The 17,602-nt window shown below is 60.1% G+C and carries 15 protein-coding genes; 5 read left to right on the forward strand and 10 right to left on the reverse strand.

Features of this window, described 5'->3' with window-relative positions:
* Position 1: 1 nt before the first annotated feature.
* From VJR90_05105 to VJR90_05130, 6 genes are all read right to left on the reverse strand, one after another.
* Positions 2–376: a PilZ domain-containing protein gene (locus VJR90_05105; protein ID HKV96854.1), complete on the reverse strand. Its 375-nt coding sequence runs from the start codon at positions 374–376 to the stop codon at positions 2–4.
* 331 nt (positions 377–707) lie between these two features.
* Positions 708–1,595 carry an aldo/keto reductase gene (locus tag VJR90_05110; GenBank protein HKV96855.1) on the reverse strand — a complete coding sequence of 296 codons (888 nt, stop codon included), beginning with the start codon at positions 1,593–1,595 and terminating at the stop codon, positions 708–710.
* 145 nt (positions 1,596–1,740) lie between these two features.
* Positions 1,741–2,133 carry an acyl-CoA thioesterase gene (locus tag VJR90_05115; GenBank protein ID HKV96856.1) on the reverse strand — a complete coding sequence of 131 codons (393 nt, stop codon included), beginning with the start codon at positions 2,131–2,133 and terminating at the stop codon, positions 1,741–1,743.
* On the reverse strand, positions 2,130–4,175 hold the full coding sequence (locus VJR90_05120; protein HKV96857.1) for a 3-hydroxyacyl-CoA dehydrogenase NAD-binding domain-containing protein: 2,046 nt from the start codon (positions 4,173–4,175) through the stop codon (positions 2,130–2,132). The genes VJR90_05115 and VJR90_05120 overlap by 4 nt, the downstream gene beginning before the upstream one ends.
* A 99-nt stretch (positions 4,176–4,274) precedes the next feature.
* On the reverse strand, positions 4,275–4,880 hold the full coding sequence (locus VJR90_05125; GenBank protein ID HKV96858.1) for a hypothetical protein: 606 nt from the start codon (positions 4,878–4,880) through the stop codon (positions 4,275–4,277).
* Positions 4,880–5,626, reverse strand: coding sequence for an endonuclease/exonuclease/phosphatase family protein (locus VJR90_05130; protein ID HKV96859.1), 747 nt, complete (start codon positions 5,624–5,626; stop codon positions 4,880–4,882). The genes VJR90_05125 and VJR90_05130 overlap by 1 nt, the downstream gene beginning before the upstream one ends.
* A gap of 86 nt (positions 5,627–5,712) precedes the next feature.
* On the opposite strand from VJR90_05130, the gene VJR90_05135 reads away from it, so the two are divergent.
* From VJR90_05135 to VJR90_05150, 4 genes are all read left to right on the forward strand, one after another.
* Positions 5,713–6,819 carry a phospholipase D-like domain-containing protein gene (locus VJR90_05135; protein ID HKV96860.1) on the forward strand — a complete coding sequence of 369 codons (1,107 nt, stop codon included), beginning with the start codon at positions 5,713–5,715 and terminating at the stop codon, positions 6,817–6,819.
* Between the two features lie 311 nt (positions 6,820–7,130).
* Positions 7,131–8,666, forward strand: coding sequence for an FAD-dependent oxidoreductase (locus tag VJR90_05140; GenBank protein ID HKV96861.1), 1,536 nt, complete (start codon positions 7,131–7,133; stop codon positions 8,664–8,666).
* A gap of 96 nt (positions 8,667–8,762) precedes the next feature.
* Positions 8,763–10,922 carry an LpqB family beta-propeller domain-containing protein gene (locus VJR90_05145; protein ID HKV96862.1) on the forward strand — a complete coding sequence of 720 codons (2,160 nt, stop codon included), beginning with the start codon at positions 8,763–8,765 and terminating at the stop codon, positions 10,920–10,922.
* Positions 10,922–12,193, forward strand: coding sequence for a D-amino acid dehydrogenase (locus VJR90_05150; protein HKV96863.1), 1,272 nt, complete (start codon positions 10,922–10,924; stop codon positions 12,191–12,193). Before VJR90_05145 ends, VJR90_05150 begins: the two co-directional genes overlap by 1 nt.
* A 363-nt stretch (positions 12,194–12,556) precedes the next feature.
* On the opposite strand, the gene VJR90_05155 is transcribed toward VJR90_05150, so the two are convergent.
* Both VJR90_05155 and VJR90_05160 read right to left on the reverse strand, forming a co-directional pair.
* Positions 12,557–12,904 (reverse strand): DUF3653 domain-containing protein, encoded by a 348-nt coding sequence (locus VJR90_05155; GenBank protein HKV96864.1) that lies wholly within the window; start codon positions 12,902–12,904, stop codon positions 12,557–12,559.
* 35 nt (positions 12,905–12,939) lie between these two features.
* Complete coding sequence (locus tag VJR90_05160) at positions 12,940–13,584, reverse strand: hypothetical protein (GenBank protein ID HKV96865.1); 645 nt, start codon at positions 13,582–13,584, stop codon at positions 12,940–12,942.
* 628 nt (positions 13,585–14,212) lie between these two features.
* On the opposite strand from VJR90_05160, the gene VJR90_05165 reads away from it, so the two are divergent.
* Positions 14,213–14,539: a hypothetical protein gene (locus VJR90_05165; GenBank protein ID HKV96866.1), complete on the forward strand. Its 327-nt coding sequence runs from the start codon at positions 14,213–14,215 to the stop codon at positions 14,537–14,539.
* Position 14,540: 1 nt separating this feature from the next.
* On the opposite strand, the gene VJR90_05170 is transcribed toward VJR90_05165, so the two are convergent.
* Both VJR90_05170 and VJR90_05175 read right to left on the reverse strand, forming a co-directional pair.
* A complete protein-coding gene (locus VJR90_05170) occupies positions 14,541–15,671 on the reverse strand; it encodes a zonular occludens toxin domain-containing protein (protein HKV96867.1) in 1,131 nt (376 codons plus the stop codon).
* On the reverse strand, positions 15,671–15,940 hold the full coding sequence (locus tag VJR90_05175) for a hypothetical protein (GenBank protein ID HKV96868.1): 270 nt from the start codon (positions 15,938–15,940) through the stop codon (positions 15,671–15,673). The genes VJR90_05170 and VJR90_05175 overlap by 1 nt, the downstream gene beginning before the upstream one ends.
* Positions 15,941–17,602: the final 1,662 nt, after the last annotated feature.

Here is a 17,602-nt window from a genome sequence, read left to right on the forward strand (position 1 = left end):
CCTAAAGATGGCTGTCTATGTAGTTTTCCAGGGTGCTGTAGGTGCCGGGCTCGAAGTCGGTGAACTGGATCCCCAGCCGGTATTCGTCGTCACCGTGCTGCCTTACGCCCACTACACGTCCATAGAGACCCAGTCGACTGTTACCTTTGCCAAAATCCGCCAAGGTCACCTGCACGTGGATGCGTATGCCATGTCCGGCATTGGTCTGCACCCCGTGCGGGGTGATGCGTGACATGGTAGGCCCGTCGCAAAGCACCTGCATCCCGGTCAGGGACACGTCCACGGCAATGGCGGAGAAGGTCGTGCCATCCGGTTCGAGAATGCGGATGGAATGATCTGCGGCAATGCGTCGGAAAGTGCGCTTTTCAATTTCCATATATGTTCTTGTACCCCGGGCGCGGATTGTACTCAAACCAGGCCTTGTTCACTGGATGCAGGGCCTAATCCTGGCAGAAGTATAGCAAATATAACCTTTTAATCCAGTCAGTTACACGCAAAACGTCGAGACTGTATCAAAAGCGGGACAGGGGGGCAGGCGTGGATACACTACGGAACCATTGTTGCGCGTAAGGCCGGACATGGGTCCGGTTGGAGAGCCGGGACTGTTTTTGCCAAAGGGAGGTTGAAAGGTTTTTGGCGTATAGGCTTCCATATGACGCGAGCACCGACGCCGTGCCTCGCCCATCCGGGCCCAGACTTGCGACGCATCAGGTCACCGGCGGTTGTCCCGCGTGCGGCGCGGAACGGGCGAGCGCGGCAAATTCTTCGTCCGTGAGCACCAGATCGGCGGCCGCCACGTTTTCGTCGAGATGCGCGACCCGGGAGGTGCCGGGTATGGGCAGCATGGCCGGACTGCGCTTGAGCAGCCAGGCAATGGCCACCTGACTTGGGGTCGCGCCATGGCGGCGCGCAAGCTGCTCAAACGGCGAGCCGGGATTCGCAAGACGACCCGCGGCCAGCGGCGCCCACGGAATAAAGCCGATGTGATGCGCCGTGCAGTATTCCAGTACCGGTTCGTAACGGCGGCTGTGCGCGTGATAGCGGTTCTGCACCGTGGCCACCGGAAAGATTTTCCGAGCCGCTTCGATTTCCTCGACGTTGACTTCGCTCAGCCCGGCATGGCGAATCAGCCCCTGGTCGAGGAATTCGCGAATCGTTCCGAACTGTTCAGCGCGTGGCACCTTGGGATCAATGCGGTGCAGTTGCCAGAGCGTGATCTGCTCGAGCCCGAGCCGGCGCAAACTCAGCTTGACCTGCTGCATCAGATATTCGGGGCGACCGAGCGGCACCCAGAGGTTCGGTCCGGGGCGCACCTGGCCACCTTTGGTTGCAATCACCAGTCCCTCGGGATATGGATGCAGCGCTTCCCGGATCATAGGCTCGGACACATCCGGGCCATAGGAATCCGCGGTATCGATGAAATTCACGCCGAGCTCCGGTACCCGGCGCAGCGTGCGCAATGCTTCCGCCCGATCGCGTGGCTCGCCCCATACGTCGGGCCCGGTGATGCGCATTGCGCCGAATCCGAGACGATGCACCGGCAATTTGCCGCCCAGCCGGAACTCGCCGGCGTGTGCAGCGTTGGCTTCAGCCATGCTGAGGATTCCCGCCAATTGCTACAGGGATTGCTGCATGCATTCCAAGTCTTGTCCGTGTGCTGCGTTTGCGCCACATCGTAGCTGTCGCGATTCAGGCCGGAGGCCGCGCAGAGCGATCTGCGATCCGGCCAGGTATGGCGCGTTATTTGGCGACTGGCACCGGCCGGCGGTTGGCGCCGACGCGCACGTAAGTCATCTGTGCGGTTGCCACCTTCACACAGGTTTCGCGTTCGCCGTCGCTGCGCTGCGAGAATACCGTGACGTCAATGGCTATCGAGGTGTGGCCGACGCGTGCCACGTCGGTGTAGAAGCTCACCACGTCGCCCACGTACACCGGGCCCACGAACACGAACTCGCTGACCGCGACAGTGACCACGCGTCCGCCCGCGCGGCGGAAGGCGAGAATTGCGCCGGCCATGTCGGCGTGCGACATGATCCAGCCGCCGAAGATATCGCCCAGGCCGTTGGTGTCCTTGGGCATGGCGAGTGTGCGCACCGCGGCGTCGCGATCCTTGGGCATGCTGTCGAATTTCATGCTTTGGGTTCCCTGAGCGTAGATGCGGTCCAGCCGGCATCGGGTTGGAAACGCTCGCCGTACTGGGCCGCGAGTTTACCCAGTCGGGCCTTGAGACTTTCCACACCCGCGGCGCGAATGTAATTGATCGGGCCGCCGCGAAACGGCGCGAAGCCGGTGCCGAAGATCACGCCGGCATCGAGCAGATCGGCGTCATCCACGATGCCGGCGCGCAACGCGGCGACGGATTCGTTGAGCATCGGCAGGATCAGCCGGTCTTGCAGGTCGGCGGGTTGCGGCTGCGCCCGGCGTCTGTCTTTCAGGGGTTTTCCGTCCTGATAGCGGTAAAAACCCTCACCGGTCTTGCGGCCGAATTTTTTCTCATCCACGAGTTTGGTGAGGCTCTGCGGGATGGGTTTGCGGAATACGCGAGCGAACTCTCGCGCCACGGACAGCGACACATCCAGGCCGACGGTGTCAGTGAGCTCGATCGGCCCCATGGGCATGCCGAAATCGAGCGCCGCCTGATCGATGGCCTCATAGGCAATGCCCTGGTCGGCGGCCAGCATGGCTTCCATGAGATAGGGCATGAGAATACGGTTAACGAGAAAGCCGGGGGAGCTTTTTACCGGTACCGCAAGCTTGTCTATCTGGCGGGTGAAGGACAGCGCTTTCTTGATTTCGTCCGGCGCGGTATCGGCCGCATGCACGACTTCGACCAGCGGCATCTGGGCAACCGGATTGAAAAAGTGCAGGCCCACCAGCCGTTGCGGGTTCTTGAGCACGGTGCGCAGCGTTTCCAGCGGAATGCTGGAAGTGTTGGTGGCCAGAATCGCGCCGGGTTTCATCCGGGCATCGAGCGTCTTGTAGAGCGTCTGCTTGGCTTCGACGTTTTCAAAAATCGCCTCAATGACGACATCGGCATCCGCTGCGCCCGCGCCCGACACGTCCATCTTGAGGCGATTAGTCGCATTTTGAACGTCAATGCCTTTAAGCCGCTTCGCGAATAGCTTGCGGCCGCGCAGCAGTGCGGGTTGCACGTATTTCTCCTCGCGGTCCTGTAGCGTCACTTCAAAACCGCGCAGCGCGCACCATGCCGCGATGTCGCCGCCCATGGTGCCGGCGCCCACCACGTGCACGTGCTTGAGCGCGAGGTCGGATTTTTTGCCCAGGGACTTCAACCGGTCTTGCAGCAAAAATACGCGCACCAGATTGCGTGCGGTGTCGTTGACCATGAGCCGCGCGATGGAGTGCGCCTCCTGCACGTACATTTCATCCGTGCCGGCATATTTCTTCCACAGATCGATGATGGCGTAGGGCGCGGGGTAATGGTCGCGGCGTACCTTGGCCGCGACTTTCTTCACCAGCATGTTGGCGACCAGCGGCCGGAGCGGCGCAAACGCCAGCAATTTCTGGATTAAAGGCGGGCTGCTGTGCGTCGGCGCGCGCTGCACCATTTCACGCGCCGCTTGCCGGGCTGCGTCCGGTTTCACGAGGCGATCCAGCAATCCGATGTGCATGGCTTCGCCGCCGTGCACGTTGCGCCCGTTGAGCATGAAGCTCATCGCCGGCAACACGCCCACCAGACGCGTGGAGCGTACCGTGCCGCCGAAGCCCGGATGGATGCCGAGTTTCACCTCCGGCAGGCCGAGACTCAGGCGTCCATCGTCGATGCCGACCCGATAGCGGCAGGCGAGCGCGAGTTCCAGCCCGCCGCCGAGTGCGAAGCCGTTGATCAGCGCCACGGTGGGGCAGGGCAGTTTCTCCAGTTGTTCGAGCACCAGTTGGCCGCGACGGATCATTTGAAAGGCGTCGTCCGGTGTCTTGAGTGCGGTGAATTCCTTGATGTCGGCGCCGGCGATGAAACCGCTGGTCTTCGCGGAATGAATCACCACGCCTCTGGGTGGCTTGGCGGCGAGTGTCTTGAGGTGTTCGCCGAGTTCCACCAGCACCTGACCGGACAGCACATTGGTGCCGCTGCCCGCCTTGTCGAAACACAGCCAGGCAATATCGTCGTGGTCAAGCTCGATGCGCCAATTGGGCGCCGGGGAGGGCGTGGGCATGATGGACTCCGAGTTATCCGGCTGCAGAGTGCAGTCGTGGACCTGCATGGTCCTGATTGGATGCTCCATGATAGAAAGGCGCGCGTCGCATCGCAACGTTCAGGCGGTTAAACCGCCGGCTTTTCCGAATCCGGGGAAGTGCGTGCCCGCGGGCACTTGCAACAGACGTGCCCGGATTTCGCTGTCCTTGAGCGTCATGGCCTGAAACCGCGCGTCATCGCCGGCATTGCGCGTGCCACCCAGGACGCGCTCGATGTAATTGCGCGTATTGCGCTGCCGCAGGTGCGCGGCCCGGGTATACACGTCGAACCAGTCGCCGTCCGCGCGATCGCCGAAACGCCGGTGCGCATACTCGCGCAACACTTCCATGCGCAGGGCGTTGGCCGCCAAGTAAGCTCGAGCCTCCGCATCATTCTGCAGCACGCTATCCTGCTGCTGGCGCAGGCGCGCGCGCAACTCCTCCGGCAGGTTGAGGATCTCGCTGTTCAGCACCTGGCGGTCGAGACTGTCCATGAGTTCGCAGCGCAAGGCTTGCAAGGGCTGCGCACCGGCGTGCAAGCGGCCTTCAATCTCGATGAGATTGGCATGTACCGCCTGCAGCGCAGTCGCATCCAGCTTGCTCGCGGCAGCCAGCGGGTCCCAGACCGACTGCAGTGTCACCTTGCGGCGCCGGTCGCGGCGCAGACCGAGCCAGTCGCGCCACATCAAGCCGCTGTCTCCAGCTCGAAATCAAACACTAACGGCAGGTGATCGGAGAGTTGCACGTTGGGGATGTCGAAGGCCAGCTTGCGTACTCCCTGACTGTAGAGAATGAAGTCCAGTTGCCGGTACGGGTGCGAACTCGGCCAGGACGACTGGTTGCGCACGTTGGCGCTGTGCAATCCGGCGGCCGCGGCAAACAAGTCGATCTCCTCGCTGCCGGACAAGGTGTTGAAGTCACCGGCCACGATTACCGGTTTGCGCGAGCTGCGCACCAGGGAGACCAGATGGTGCATCTGATGCTGGCGATGCCGGTATCTGAGTGACAGATGCACCAGGAACAGACACAGCCCGGTCATTTCCAGCTCGATGATCAACCGCTTGATGCCGAGATCGAAGTAGTGAAAGCGCTGGATGGCGTCGGTCTGGCGCGTAAGGAAAGCATTGCCCTGCTTGCGCACGATCGGAAGATACTGGTTGATCGAGCCGCGTGCGTATTTGTTGTGATACGCGGGCACCAGGCCGGTGGCATTGGCAATGACCTCGGCCTGATTGTGGGTGGCGGCGCGCACCGAGCCCATGTCCACTTCGATCAATCCGGCGATGTCCGGGTGCGTGGACTCGATGAATTCGACGATGCGTCCGAGATTACGGCCGGTAGCGCGCACGTAGCCGCCGATTCCGGGCAGCGGAAAATTGAACGCCGGACCATGACCGGCGCCGTAGCGGAGGTTATACAGCAGCAGACGCACGCAAGTGTCAGACTTGAACCGTGACCGGTCGGCGACCGGACTGGCATACTTGCAACACTATAACAGCCTGATGATGCGGCGGGGAAATGCAGAAGCACACTCTGGAACGGCCGCTGGCGCCCGGCGTCGCAGTTCCACCGTTGCGCCTGTTCATTGAAGGCGACGAGCTCTACGCGGCGATGCTCGCAGCCATCGGGCGTGCGCGCCATTCCATCAAGCTGGAAAGTTACATCTTTGCGGACGACGAAATCGGCCGGCAATTTGCCGCCGCACTTGGTGCGCGCGCCCGCGCGGGCTTGCAGGTGCTGCTGCACATAGACGCCGCCGGCTCGCTGTTCTGGGGCTCGCACCGGCTGGCCAAAGCGTTGCGTCGCGACGGAGTGCACGTGCGCTGGTTTCATCGCTGGAGCTGGCGCCACCCATCCCGCTACAATCGCCGCAATCACCGCAAGCTTCTAGTGGTGGACGGGCGCAGCGGTTTTCTCGGCGGATTCAATATCCATCGCGAGAATTCGCGCACGCTGTACGGCGAGCGCCGCTGGCGCGACACGCACGTGGAAGTGCAGGGTGCCGCGGCGCATAACCTGCAAATCATGTTCGACGCGTTCTGGCGCGGCCAGCGATTGCGCTCGCCCGTGCTGCGTGCGCCGCAGGCGACGCTCATCACCAACCGTGCGCACCATGGCCGACGGGTGCTGCGCGCGCTGTACGCCCTGCGCGCCGACCTTGCGCTGCGGCGCGTGTGGCTCAGCACTCCCTACTTCGTGCCCGATCGGCGTACCCAGCGTGCGTTGTGCAATGCCGCGCACCGTGGCGTGGATGTATGCGTGCTGGTGCCGCGCAAGAGCGATGTACGCATAGCACAATGGGCCGCGCGTGCCGCGTATGCGGGACTGCTGAATGCAGGTGTGAAAATCTACAAATATCAGCCGCGCATGCTGCATGCCAAGACCGTGGTCGTGGACGGCCAGTGGGGGAGTGTGGGCACCGCCAACATCGATTACCGCAGTTTCTTTCTGAACTATGAATTAGTCCTGACCGCGCGCCAGCCGCCGTTTGTGGCGGAGCTTGAGGCTCAATTTCTGGACGATTTGGCGCAGGCGGAAGCGGTGTATCCGGGGCGCTGGGCCCAACGCGGCTGGCTCGGGCGGGTGCTGGAATTGATTGGCTGGCTTGCCCGCCGGTGGCTGTGAAACCGCGCGCGTGTCCTGTGTGCGTGTCACATGAACGTGTGTGCTGTGTCCCACGGTTAGCGATTCTCTACGAGCAGTCGCATGTCCAATTGCGGCCGTCGACACACCGCTAAGGAATTAATCTGATGCTTTATGAGCCAATTGCAAGACATTGATATAGCGCATGCTTTACAGCACAGAAATTCTGTATCTGATTGGATGTGAGGTTCAGGCTCTGCGGCGACCGGTGTGGCGCGTGGTACAGTGAACATCGACTCGCAATTTGTCTTTCCGCTGTTCCAAACACAGGCACAGCACTCGCAGGAATAATTATGTCGAATACTACCGATTCCGGGCCGGACTTTACGGCGGGCGTGTCCATTGCCGAAATTCCAGAAGGCCGATCGCTCCTGGGTCATGTCGGCAAAGATGCCGTGATTTTGACGCGCCAAGGCAGCGAGATTTTCGCGACTGGCGCTGTGTGCACGCATTATCACGGACCCCTGGCCAAGGGGCTGGTGGTGGGCGATACGGTGCACTGCCCCTGGCATCACGCGTGTTTCAGCCTGCGGAACGGCGAAGTCCTGTCACCGCCCGGACTCAACCCCATCCCGTGCTGGCGCGTCGAACAGAGCGACGGCAAGGTGTTCGTGCGCGACAAGCAGCCGCTGGCGCAACGCACACGCCGGCCGAAGCCGGGTAAGCCCGTAAATCCCGATTCCGTGGTGATTGTCGGCGGCGGGGCCGCAGGTGAAGCCGCGGCCACCACGCTGCGGTTCTGCGGTTACGACCGGCCGATTACCATCCTGAGTGCCGAGGACGGCCTGCCGCCGGACCGGCCGAATCTGTCCAAGGATTACCTCGCGGGCACGGCGCCGGAAGCCTGGGTGCCGGTGCGCGGGGAAAACCATTACCGCGACCACGACATCCGTCTGCTCAACCAGACCCAGGTCACGGCGCTCGATCCCAAGCGTAAAACCCTGCGCACGCAGGATGGTCGTGAGTTCAACTATGGCGCACTGCTGCTCGCTACCGGCGCCGAGCCTATCCGCCTGAAAATTCCCGGCGCCGACTCGCCACGGCTGCACTATGTACGCAGCGTGGCCGACAGCCGCGGCATCATTCGTGCGGTGGAGCAGGGCGCGCGGCGTGCGCTGGTGATCGGCGCGAGCTTCATCGGCCTGGAAGTTGCAGCATCGCTGCGCGCCCGCAAGCTCGAGGTGCACGTGGTGGCGCCGGAGCTGCACCTCATGGAGCGCGTATTCGGCACCGCGCTGGGCGATTTCATTCTGGGTCTGCACGAATCCAAGGGCGTGGTGTTCCATCTAGGCCGCACGGTCTCCGCCATCGGTGAGCACGGGGTAACACTCAGCACTGGCGAAATTCTGGAAACCGATCTGATCGTGGCCGGCATCGGCGTACGGCCGGTGACTGCGTTGGCGGAACAGGCCGGTCTCAAGATTGAACGCGGCGTGGTGGTGGATGAATACCTGCGCACCCATGCGCCCGAGGTGTTCGCCGCGGGCGACATCGCGCGCTGGCCAGATCCGCACAGTCAGCAGAGCATCCGCGTGGAGCATTGGGCGGTAGCCCAGCACCAGGGGCAGGTGGCGGCGCGCAACATGCTCGGTTATGCAGAACGCTACACGGCCGTACCGTTTTTCTGGAGCCAGCACTACGACGTGAGCTTCAACTACGTGGGGCACGCAGAGAGCTGGGATCGCATCGAGCTGGAGGGCAATCTGGCCAAATTCGATTGCGCCGTGACCTACTTTCAGGGCACGCGCACGCTGGCACTCGCCACCTTGTGGCGCGACCGCCAGAGTCTCGAGTGGGAAGCCCGCATGCAAGCGGGCGTTGCCAGCTGATATCCATGCGGGTAGCGGGTACACGCGTGACGCGCTAACATTTGACGCGCAAAAATATCCGTGAATTTCCGCTGCCATCCCCGTTTGGAGAAACCCATGCTTCGTTCACTGCCAAAGATGCTCGGAGTGCCATGCGTCGCCGCGCTGCTCGCGTTTGTCTGTGTCGGCACATACGCCCAGCCGGCGGCACAGAACTTCAGCATGGAACAGGTGCTGGGCTATCCGTATCCCGGCAACCTGGTGTCTTCTCCCAACGGCAACGTGATTGCCTGGGTGCTGGACCAGCGGGGGGTGCGCAACATCTGGGCCGCGTTTGGTCCGAACTACCAGCCGAAGCTGGTGACGCACTACGAAAACGATGACGGCCAGGAACTCAGCAACTTGAGCATTTCCACTGACGGCCAATACCTGGTGTATGTGCGCGGCGGAGATCACGACGCCAACTGGCCGGAATTTCCGCCACCCGATCCAGCCTCGAGCCCGGTGGAGCCGAAGATGCAGGTGTGGTCCGTGTCCCTGACCACCGGGGAGCCACGAGTGCTGGCCGAGGGCGATGCGCCGGCGATTTCGCCCGACGGCAAACGCGTGGCCTTCATCCACCAGCCGGACAACAGCGTGTGGTGGGTACCGATTGACGCCAGCCAGAAGGCCCAGCCGCTGTTCTTCGATCGCGGCAAGGATTCCGATCTGCAATGGTCACCCGACGGTAGCGCGTTGGCATTTGTCTCCGATCGCGGCGATCACGGTTTCATCGGCGTGTACCGCAACGACGACACGCCCATCGAATATCTGGCACCTGCGACGGCCAACGATCTGGAACCGCGTTGGTCGCCGGATGGCACGCGTGTCGCGTTTCTGCGTACGCCCGGCACTGGCGGTGCGCCGCAGTCCATTCTCGAATGGCATCCCGTGCCATGGTCCATCTGGGTGGCCAGCGTGCAGAGCGGGCAGGGGCGCGCCGTGTGGGACAGCCCGGATACGCTGCGCGCATCATTTCCGCAGGAAGGCGGTGATCCGGATCTGCACTGGGTGGCCGGCAACCAACTGGCGTTCCTCTGCGAAGCCGACAACTGGCCGCATCTTTACGTGGTGTCGGCTAACGGCGGCAATGCGCGCCTGCTCACCGCCGGCAAATTCATGATCGAGGATCTGGCGGTGGCGCCCGACGGCAAATTTCTGGTGTATTCCGCCAACAGCGGCAGCACGCCGGGCGATAACGACCGCCGGCACCTGTTTCGCATCGCGGTGAGCGGCGGCGTTCCGCAAGCCGTAACCACCGGCACTCACAGTCAATGGAGCCCGGTGCTGACGAATGCCGGCAAGTCGCTCGCATTTGTGGACGCCGGCGCGCGCCAGCCGCCGCTGGTCATGGCGGGTGCGGTTGACGCGCATCGCTGGCTTACGCTGGATCGCAACCAGATACCCGATGATTTTCCCGCCGACCAGTTGATCGCGCCCCAACCGGTGAGCTTCCGGTCGGCCGACGGTTGGCAGGTGCAGGGCCAGTTGTTTGAAAAACCGGGTGGTGCGGCCAGGAAACCGGCGATCATTTTCGTGCACGGCGGGCCACCGCGGCAGATGCTGCTCACCTGGCACAACATGGACTATTACAGCAACAGCTATGCCGTGAACCAATACCTGGCCAACCACGGCTTCATCGTGCTGTCGGTGAATTACCGTCTGAGCATCGGCTACGGTCATGATTTCCATTACCCGGCGCATTGGGGACCCACCGGCGCGTCCGAGTACCAGGACGTGCTGGCGGGCGCACGCTTTCTGCAGCGCGATGCACGCGTGGACGCGCGGCGCATCGGCATCTGGGGCGGATCCTACGGCGGTTATCTCACCGCGCTCGCCCTGGCGCGCAACTCCGACATCTTCAAGGCCGGCGTGGACTTTCACGGCGTGCATGATTGGTCGATGTTTGCCGACGACTGGTTCGGCAAACCCATGCAGCGCTACCAGATGCCGGACATGAAAGCGCTGATGAAAACCTTCTGGGAATCTTCACCGGATGCCGAAATTGCCAAATGGAAATCACCGGTGCTGCTGATCCAGGGCGACGACGACCGCAACGTGCACTTCCACCAGATGGTGGATCTGGTGCGCCGCCTGCAATTGCAGCGTGTGCCGTATCAGGAAATCGTGATCCCCAATGAAATTCATGGCTTTCTGCGCTATCACTCCTGGCTCGAAGCTGACCAAGCCACGGCGGATTTTTTCGCACAGCAGTTTGCCGGCACCCACGGTAGCTGATGAAGCGCTCGGCCGTCGTCATCGGCGCCGGGCTGCTCGGCACCACGACCGCGTGGTTTCTCGCGCAACGGGACTTCGACGTCACCGTGATCGAGCGCCGTGCCGGCCCGGGGCTGGAAACCAGTTTTGCCAATGGCGGCTTGCTGACGCCCAGTGAGGCCGATCCCTGGAATGCGCCCGGCACCTTCGGTCGCATGCTGCGCTGGTTGGGGCGCGAGAATTCACCCTTGCTGTTGCGACCGCGCGCCCTGCCCGGGATGCTGCGCTGGGGTTGGCGTTTTCTGCGCGCGTCCCGGCCGCAGCCGCATCTGCGCTCCACCGAGGCGACATTGCGGCTGGCGCTGTACAGCCTGGCCACGCTTGACGCACTCGACCAGCAGCTCGCGCTCGATTATCAGCACCTCCACCGCGGCACCCTGAAGGTTTTCCGTGAGCGCCGCGGTCTGCTGGAAACCCAGCGACTGGCCGAACGGCTGCGGCCGCTGGGCCTGGACTCACGCGTGCTGGATCGGGACGCGGCCGTTGCACTGGAGCCCTTGCTTGCAGATGCTGCACAGGATCTGGTCGGCGCCATTCATTATCCGCACGACGGCAGTGGCGATGCTTACCTGTTCACCGCGGCCATGCAACGGCACGCGGCCACGGCGGGCGTGCGCTTCCAGTTCGACACCGAGATTTCCAGCGTACAGGCTGGCGCCCGGTCCATTCGGGTCCTGCATAGCAACCGCGGCGACATCCAGGCTGATGTGTATGTGCTGGCGGCCGGCAGCTACAGCCCGCAGCTCACGCGCCCGCTACACCTGTCGTTGCCCATCTATCCGGTCAAAGGCTACTCACTGACACTGCAGGCCGCGTCCGGGCGGCAACTGCAGGTTCCGGTGGTGGACTTCGAGCAGAAAATCGTGATCGCGCCGCTAGGCGAGCGGATCCGCATCGCGGGTACGGCCGAATTCAACGGCTACGACACCGCAGTCAACTTGGCGCGCAGCAGCGCGTGCCTGCAGCAGGCGCTCGCACTGCTCCCGAAGCTTGCCGAGGATGCCGCAGGGGAGGGCAAGGTGACGCACTGGACCGGGCTGCGCCCCATGACCTGTGATGGCCCGCCGATCCTGGGCGCCACACCTTACGAAAATCTTTACTTGAATACCGGCCATGGCCCGCTGGGCTGGACGCTGTGCGCAGGCTCGGCGCAGCTGGTGGCGGACCTCGTAGCGGGCCGGCCGCCCGAGCTTGATTCGCGGGATTACAGCCTCGAGCGATTCAAGCGCTGACGCGCAGTAGTCCGAGCCGGGTGATTGGCATTAGATGAAATGTGTGCGTGTAAAGAGCGGGTTTGCGGAGGTGCTTTAAGTCGTAAGTGGACCTGAAGAATGCGCATAATGTATAGCGCGACGCACACCGAAGCGCTGCAGGCACGGTGATACTCACACAAGAGGTCTGCAGGGGGGTGGCGAGCAGCAGACACGCGAACGGCACCCACACCGCCCACAGCTTCGTTGCACGGTGTTGCGAGAGCTGCGATCGTCCCTGACCCAAGAACGGCGTACGTCCCTGTACGCCTTCGCTCACGTGCGGGCGCGGAGGAGTGTACCGCGTGACGGGATACGGGCTGCGGACGGTGTGAGTGACGTAACTCATGCGGCCCCCTGCAATTGCGCGAGGACCCTGTGAACGGACTCCGGTGCGTGACTGCTGGCGAGCTGCCAAATCAGCACGTAGGCTTCCAGTTGCGCGCGGGTGAACGGCTCACCGGCCGGATTAAATAACCTTTCCCCCACGATTTGCCAACCCGACCACGTCGGGCCCAGCACCTGATGGTGGGCGTTCAACTGGAACAACTTGAGAATGCGCGGGGTGGGGCGCGCACGACCGGACTTCAGCCGGTGAGCATGACGAAGGGAAACGAGGCACCACTCGGCGATGAGTACGGCGGGGTAGCCGCTGAACACGCCGGCGAATTGCAGAACGGTACTAGTCCACACCTCCCCCTGCGTTAAAACGGGACTGCAGGTACGCTTCAGCATACCGCACCCCGAAGCTCGATGTCATCCGGTTGCCAACCGACCCACTGCAGCACGGGCCCACATCGGTCAAATCCGGTCACCCACCACGGCGAGCGATACCACCAGCCGGTCGTCATGTTCCACCATCCCCCGTCACAACGACGGATGGCACAGACTCTTCCGGGGGGTGCGAACCGTTTGAGCCAGTCGGGCGCGTAATACCAGCAACGTCGAAGCCGCTGGCTGGCCGTGAGTCCCCCGGATCCCCAAATGCGGGCACCCTTGGGGTAGCTCTGGCCAGACAGACCCTTGCTCAGGTACTTGACCATGTAGCCGATGGGCGAGCGGACCCACTTCGCCTGTGACATCCCGTGCTTCCACCAGCCCTGCTTATCGGGCAGCGGCGGCGTGTACCCGACCGGGAGCCACAGGACGATGTGGTAATGCGGGACCCCGGCCTGCGTGAGTTCCATCACCCAGACGTACAGCAACCGGAACCCGCGACGACGGGCCCACTCGGCGTAACAAGCGAGGGTCTGGGTGACGTGTTCCGGAGCCCACGCGACACCGGGGCGGTAAGTGAGGGTGATGAACGCCTTACGGACCTGCATCCCGACTTCGGCGATGTTTTCCTCAATGGCCCGGGCGGTAAACAGCACCCCACGACGCATGCGCCGATAGCGGATTTCCTCGGGAGAAACGGGTAGCGAGGTGTTTCGTGTGGGGGTTGTATCTAAGTAAGACAAGCCCAGTGCTTCGGACGACGATGAGGACGCCGGGGCCGAACTCGCTACGCTCGCGGCAACCGGCTGTACGACGACCGGCAGGGGTGACAACGGAGACGGGGCGCTCATGGGCGAGCCCCGATTGCCGGGCCTAGCCTCGGCTCAATTGCGCATAATGTATATTATGAAAAGAAAGTCAAGAACTAAATACATTGACAAATCAAAGAGTTGCGGCATGCTGCGGATCCACGGAGATTCAGCATGCGAAAAAAGACACTAAATCGCTTCGATGGCTACAGTAGTGAGCTACTCTCAGAGTGGCTAGGGATCACGTCGAAGTACGCAAAAAGGCTGAAAACAGGCCACGGAAAGCCCTCGAGGCACCTCCAAGCACTATTTGAAATCCAGAGGAAACAGCAAAAGCTAGGCAAAGAATGGGAAGGCTGGCGGTTCGTGGGTAAGAGCCTGTGGACGCCAGAGGACAAAGAAATCACTCAGGGTGATATCCGAGCGCTGCCCTACCTTAAAGCACTACAGGCAAGCCTCACAAGAGGTCTACGGGGTGAACATCATGAAAGCAACAATACTCGCGGCGTCGTTCTTAATTTTAGGCTTGCTCATCGGCTGGCAACTAAAGAACCAGAGCACCCGTACATCCCTGTACCAAGAAAACCAAACGAACAGCAGTGAAAAACAGCGCTCGGCGAACACGAACGTAGTGCCCGGCTCCGCTACGCTGCGCCGGGCTCAAACGACGGAAAGGAACTTCGATGGAAAAGAAGAAAAGTGCATACAGAACGCAGACCAACAAAAAAAGAACACAGGAAATTGTTTGATCGACGGCCAATGGCTGAGAACAAGAAACATACCGAAACCGCCAAAGCATTGAATCAGTGATGCACAATAGCAGGCGGAGTAGCAACAGGTACAGCAGTAGGTTCAATTAAAGTCGGAACAGGAACAACAGTATCAACAGCACGAGCAACACCAGTCCAATCAGTGACCATCTTCCCGTCAACTTCACACATCCACGAGAGTTCAGACTTAATCGGATGACAGAAAGAAAGAGAAATAAAACGTTCGGTTCCATCTGTGTACGTCACAATTGCCTCACCAGAGCCGTCAGCGCGAACCAGAACACCACCAAGACGCCAGAGGTTGCTGTACTCGATTAACGGCGAAGACTGAACAGCGTTAGATGAATGCACAGCAACAACAGGAAGCGCCGCAGTAGAAGTACGAGCACCCACAGTAGCAGCAACGACGTGCTTAGACCTCACCAAGGAAGCTTTCCCAGAAAACAATCCATATATTTTCCAACCACCGAAAGCAAAAGTACCAATCACAAACAAAACACCAAACAAGAAAAAAGGTGACTTCCAAATAACACCGTGACGATCCACTTTAGTTTCGTCACCGGCAAGACCCGCTTCCGACAAAGTGTGTGACCTATAGTACCGATAGATTTTCTTTGAACAAGAAAAATAAGAACTGGTAATCAGACGAGCTTTCGGACCCAAAGAACCTGTGACAGCGCCAGAATACGTATCAATCCGGGACTTAATCTTAGAACCAAGAGCAGAAAGCTTCGTAACGATGCACGTTTGCTCAACAAGCGCACGGACAAAAGATGGCATCTGAGAAAGGTCTTGAGTCAATAGTACAATTTCGAGTGCCTTGCCCTTCTTGTCAACACGGTGCCGATGTTTCGAGAGGAACTCTTTCTGCTCGAGCGGAGCATCACTCATCCTCAACCCTGAGCCCCACATAGACCATGCTTCATCACATACAAAAAGACAGCCAGAAGGAACAGAGGGAAAAAAAGCGGGATCAGCGAGAGCTTCAGGAACAGAAAAGGAACGAACATCAGCATTCGGGTAATCATGTTTCACCACATCAATATAGAGCGGTAGATTCGTTACAACAGTGCGGCCGGCTTTCAACGCCGGCAAAATGACACGTGCGACCGCGATATAAGATTTCCCGGCTCCCGGTAGACCAACGAAGGCAGTGATAGACATTAAAAGACGATAGAGAAGCGACGAATTACGAAACGCGTAACGTAGGCCGACGCAATGACGGACAAGCCGAATTGAAGGTCAGAAATATTCGCAAAGAAAAGAATAGCAGGACTGACACCACCGAACAGATTACTAGACGTCGCCAAGAAAGCAGGCACCGCGAGATATTGAAGAAAGAAATAAATCGCAACAGCTGCAATAGCAGCAAAAAGAACCTGAACCAGAAAGGTCGCAAAACCAACAAGAAGGGCTACAAGAAAAGCAACCATGCTAGGCACTCAGAATAATCAGCGCACCGAAAACCACCCACATGGCTGCGAAAACAGCCATGAGGGTACCAGAGTAGTTATTCGCCAGCGTGCACACGCCGGCAGGACCGTTCGAAAAATCAAAGCTAGTGTGAAACAGCGTGCTATTCCAAATCCAACTTGGACAGGAGCCTGCAGGAACGCTTTGCGCAATCGCACCAGAAGCAGCAACAACGAGAGGAGAATTCTGTATGGCGTTAGCAGCTCCGGCAATCGAAGCATTGGGCGAAGTACCGGCGGGAAAAGCAGGACTCGGCCACGTAGCAGTTGAAGCTGAGGCAGAAGTGGTGGCAGAAGTCGTACAGGTTTGCGTACCGTTGGTAGTAGTACAAGTTGTCGAAGTTGATTTGCCAGTAGAGCTCGAACCTGCACCGGGACCGTAATTAGTGCTCAATGCAACTGTACCGGGACCATACAAATTATATGAAGGACCGGGAGCAACATTCGTTGCAGAAGAAGGTGCAGCAGTGGTGATCGTAACATCCGGGGTAGCAGGAGACGGGGGCGAAGCGCCGTTGTTCGGTTGGACAGCGCCAACAGCACAGAAATACGCACCAGAAGCAGTAGTCACACAAGAATTGTCGGGAATCGAACCGGGAATTTGTACGTTGGAATTTCCGACTGTAAGTTGAGATGAAGGCGCTCCGGGTACAGGCGCATTACCAGAGTTCGGAGGTCCAGATTGGCAAACCTGCGTGGCACCCGACGAAGCGCATGCAGTACCGCCTGAACTCTCAGAACCTGCTGGTTCCACAGAACCAGCATAAAGGTCACCAGTTACCCAACCAAACCACCAAGCGTTGCCGGCTTTGTCAAATGCCATCGGCTGTCCGGTAGCCTCAAGAGAGCAGTAAGACACGCCATCGGACCCGTGTACATCGCTTGGCTGAATTGCATTGCTGTTTGCCGTACCGGAACCTGCAGGTGTGTAAATCATCGTAGGCCCGTGCTGATTCTCAGAGAGCATCGACAAGCAGTTAGGGTCTGGAGCTCCATTAGACGGTGGCGGTGGCGGCTGGCCATTGACAATACACCAGCCCGGATACGTAGTACCAAGACTTCCGCCATTGCTGCAAGTAAATGAAAGCTTCGTCGTGTTGCTGCTGGTGTTAGAAGTCGGCCACGTAAAAGTAAAATTCCACCAAGCTTGTGCTGCACTCGGATACGACCATGAACCCGAGGACACTGTGTAGGTGTCGCCATTGGTATAGGAAACCCCAACTCCGCAATTCGCCAAGATCGGTGCCTTGGCCGCACTGAAACTAGTCCAATTCGCACCAGTGATACAAGCACGGTTCGAAATCGCACCAGCTTGACTCACAAACACGGAAGCCTGATAGCTTACCGAAGATGATGCCCACGCAGAATTAACACCCAGGCCAACAACCACGGCGATAAGAAACCCAACCAAAAACCAAAGTGCACGACGAACCATAAAGTCACCAGTCCTTGAAAACGAGATAGCCGATCAGCACACCCGTCACGAAAAGAGCCAAGTACCAAAGCTGAGCCATACAAAAACCTCCTCAAAAAAGTGAGGGCCGGCGACAGCCACCGGCCCAACACATCAGCGACCGCGCAGGAAGCTCAGAATGATCCGAGCACCTTTGATGGCCACATACA

The sequence above is a fragment of the Gammaproteobacteria bacterium genome (genome assembly GCA_035279405.1).
Lineage (GTDB): Bacteria > Pseudomonadota > Gammaproteobacteria > Natronospirales > REEB76 > REEB76.